Source organism: Ruegeria sp. HKCCD7221 (genome assembly GCF_013031225.1).
Lineage (GTDB): Bacteria > Pseudomonadota > Alphaproteobacteria > Rhodobacterales > Rhodobacteraceae > Ruegeria.
This window is the reverse complement of sequence record NZ_WPZE01000019.1, coordinates 2,501-6,193: the sequence shown is the minus strand read 5'-3', so window position 1 is coordinate 6,193 and position 3,693 is coordinate 2,501. Positions and strand designations below refer to the sequence as shown.

The 3,693-nt window shown below is 53.0% G+C and carries 1 tRNA gene and 2 rRNA genes; all 3 read right to left on the bottom strand.

From position 1 onward, the window contains the following. Positions 1 to 3: 3 nt before the first annotated feature. Positions 4 to 80 (bottom strand) — tRNA-Met (locus GOX73_RS20530). A gap of 91 nt (positions 81 to 171) precedes the next feature. Next, positions 172 to 286 (bottom strand): 5S ribosomal RNA (gene rrf, locus GOX73_RS20525). Positions 287 to 487: 201 nt separating this feature from the next. Continuing rightward, positions 488 to 3,314 (bottom strand): 23S ribosomal RNA (locus GOX73_RS20520). Positions 3,315 to 3,693: the final 379 nt, after the last annotated feature.

The following is a 3,693-nucleotide window of genomic DNA, read 5'->3' as shown; positions in this document are numbered from 1 at the left end:
AAGTGGTTGCGGGAGCAGGATTTGAACCTGCGACCTTCAGGTTATGAGCCTGACGAGCTACCGGGCTGCTCCATCCCGCGACACTTTGGTTTGGTCTACCGCCTATTGGGCTATTTGAGACCGGGTAGTGTTCTGCTGATCGTTTAGAGAGGTTTGTTGGGCTTTTACTAGGTTTGGCGGTGACCTACTCTCCCGGGGCTTAAGCCCAAGTACCATTGGCGCGGCAGTGCTTAACTTCCGGGTTCGGGATGGGACCGGGTGTTTCACTTGCGCTATGACCACCAAACCGAGGAAAAGCCCATGTCGACTTTCTTGCTGTGCAAGAAAGCGACAGGTGGCAGGCAGCGTCTTTTGCTTGCAAAAGGCGCGTTGCCACTCGGTTGTGTTTTCAATCAACACCGTCGCTCTTTTTGCTTTTGCAAAAAAGCGACGAAGTTATCCATGTTCAAGGTGTGTATGCTTTGGTCTTGTCTTTCCATTACTGGATCAAATCAAGCCTATCGGGCGATTAGTACCGGTCAACTGAACGCATTACTGCGCTTACATCTCCGGCCTATTGACGTGGTGGTCTTCCACGGCCCTCAGGGAGACCTTGTTTTGAGGGGGGCTTCCCGCTTAGATGCCTTCAGCGGTTATCCTGTCCGATCATAGCTACCCAGCACTGCCGTTGGCACGACAACTGGTCCACCAGTGGATCGTTCACCCCGGTCCTCTCGTACTAGGGGCAACTCCTCTCAAGTCTCCTACACCCACGGCAGATAGGGACCGAACTGTCTCACGACGTTCTAAACCCAGCTCACGTACCTCTTTAAACGGCGAACAGCCGTACCCTTGGGACCTGCTCCAGCCCCAGGATGAGATGAGCCGACATCGAGGTGCCAAACACTGCCGTCGATATGGACTCTTGGGCAGTATCAGCCTGTTATCCCCGGCGTACCTTTTATCCGTTGAGCGATGGCCCTTCCACTCGGGACCACCGGATCACTATGGCCGTCTTTCGACTCTGCTCGACTTGTCAGTCTCGCAGTCAGGCTGGCTTCTGCCATTGCACTCAACGAGCGATTTCCGACCGCTCTGAGCCAACCTTCGCGCGCCTCCGTTACGCTTTAGGAGGCGACCGCCCCAGTCAAACTACCCGCCACGCAGGGTCCCGGATCCGGATAACGGACCGCGGTTAGACATCAAGAGTGCGAAGGGTGGTATCTCAAGGGAGGCTCCACAAGAACTTGCGTTCCTGCTTCAAAGCCTACCACCTATCCTGCACATCACAATCCTGATGCCAGTGCGAAGCTGTAGTAAAGGTGCACGGGGTCTTTCCGTCTAACCGCGGGAAGCCTGCATCTTGACAGGCAATTCAATTTCGCTGAGTCGATGTTGGAGACAGCGGGGAAGTCGTTACGCCATTCGTGCAGGTCGGAACTTACCCGACAAGGAATTTCGCTACCTTAGGACCGTTATAGTTACGGCCGCCGTTTACCTGGGCTTCAATTCAAGGCTCTCACCTCTCCTTTTAACCTTCAGGCACCGGGCAGGCGTCAGACCCTATACGTCGTCTTGCGACTTCGCAGAGCCCTGTGTTTTTAATAAACAGTCGCCACCCCCTGGTTTGTGCCCCCAGCCCCTAGTTGCCTAGGAACCGGGCCTCCTTCTCGCGAACTTACGGAGGTATTTTGCCGAGTTCCTTCAACATCGTTCTCTCAAGCGCCTTGGTATGCTCTACCAGTCCACCTGTGTCGGTTTAGGGTACGGTCTGATGGAGGGCTATTTCCAGGAACTGCTCAGCAGCCCAACCAATCCGATAAGGCTGAACTACATCCGCAATCCGTCACATCCTCCTGGCCTAGGAATATTAACCTAGTTCCCATCGCCTACGCCTTTCGGCCTCGGCTTAGGGGCCGGCTTACCCTGCTCAGATTAGCTTTAAGCAGGAACCCTTGGACTTTCGGCGAGAGTGTCTCTCACACTCTTTGTCGCTACTCATGTCATCATTCTCACTAGTGATCTCTCCACCGGATCCCTCACAGGCCGGCTTCATCGAAAGATCCTCGCCTCCAATATCCCCGAAGGGATCAAGGAGGCATGGATCTATGTCACACTACGCTCTGCTACCGATGCTTACGCATCCCTAGACTTCGGCTCATGGCTTGAGCCCCGTTACATCTTCGCCGCAGGACAACTTATTTAGACCAGTGAGCTGTTACGCTATCTTTAAAGGATGGCTGCTTCTAAGCCAACCTCCTGGTTGTTTTGGTCGTCCCACCTGCTTTCCCACTTAGCCATGAATTGGGGGCCTTAGTCGTAGGTCAGGGTTGTTTCCCTCTCCACTACGGACGTTAGCATCCGCAGTGTGTCTGCCATCTAGTACTCCCGGGTATTCGGAGTTTGGTTAGGATCAGTAAGCCTGTGGGGCCCCATTACCCATCCAGTGCTCTACCCCCCGGGGTATTCGGATGACGCTCTACCTAAATAGATTTCGCAGAGAACCAGCTATCTCCGAGTTTGATTGGCCTTTCACCCCTAGGCACAGCTCATCCCGATCCTTTTCAACGGATGTGGGTTCGGTCCTCCAGTAAGTGTTACCTTACCTTCAACCTGGCCATGCCTAGATCACTCGGTTTCGGGTCTGATCCCACGAACTCATGCGCCCTATTAAGACTCGCTTTCGCTACGCCTACACCTAACGGCTTAAGCTTGCTCGTGAGACCAAGTCGATGACCCATTATACAAAAGGTACGCCGTCAGCTCGCAAGGAGCCTCCGACTGATTGTAGGCGTTCGGTTTCAGGTACTGTTTCACTCCCCTCGTCGGGGTGCTTTTCACCTTTCCCTCACGGTACTGGTTCGCTATCGGTCAGCAAGGAGTACTTAGCCTTCGAAGGTGGTCCTCCGATCTTCAGACAGAATTTCACGTGTTCCGCCCTACTTAATACGTCCATCAAAGCTTCCTATACGGGGCTGTCACCCGCTATGGCCACGCTTCCCAACGTGTTCTAGTCACTCATCTGGCTCGGCTGGTCCCCGTTCGCTCGCCGCTACTAGGGGAGTATCAATTGATTTCCTTTCCTCCGGGTACTTAGATGTTTCAGTTCCCCGGGTTTGCTCTTAAAACCCTATGTATTCAGGTCTTAAGTACTTGGTTAAGCAACATATTGATTAGCAAAACTAACAATATGAAGCTTTCAAGTGGGTTGCCCCATTCAGAAATCCATGGATCAAAGCTTATTCTCAGCTCCCCATGGCTTATCGCAGAGTATCACGTCTTTCATCGCCTCTTGCTGCCAAGGCATTCACCAAACGCCCTTCTCGCGCTTGATTTGATCCAGAAAGAGAAAGACACATGATAGTGTGCTACCGCCTATTCGGCTACTTGAGCACAAGTATGTCGATCGCGATCATCCAGCTGGTAACTAAAGATGATCTTTCTTCTGAACCAAAAGCATACTTTCCCGCCTTCCATCCTGGAACCCGCGCTGCCGATGTCGGTCGGCCCCACGCAGAGGATAGAAGACAATGCATGATCGTCAGATCATGCGGGTTAGTGTACTTGACTTGGACAACTCTGTTCGTTTCAGCCGCGATAGTCGTGGACAGGCGAGGAAACACCCGTGTCACAACCCGCTCACCCGAAGATGAGAACGACTGAGATCTACGCCACACTCGGCGCGATCAAACAGTGTTGATTGATTTCTCTCTA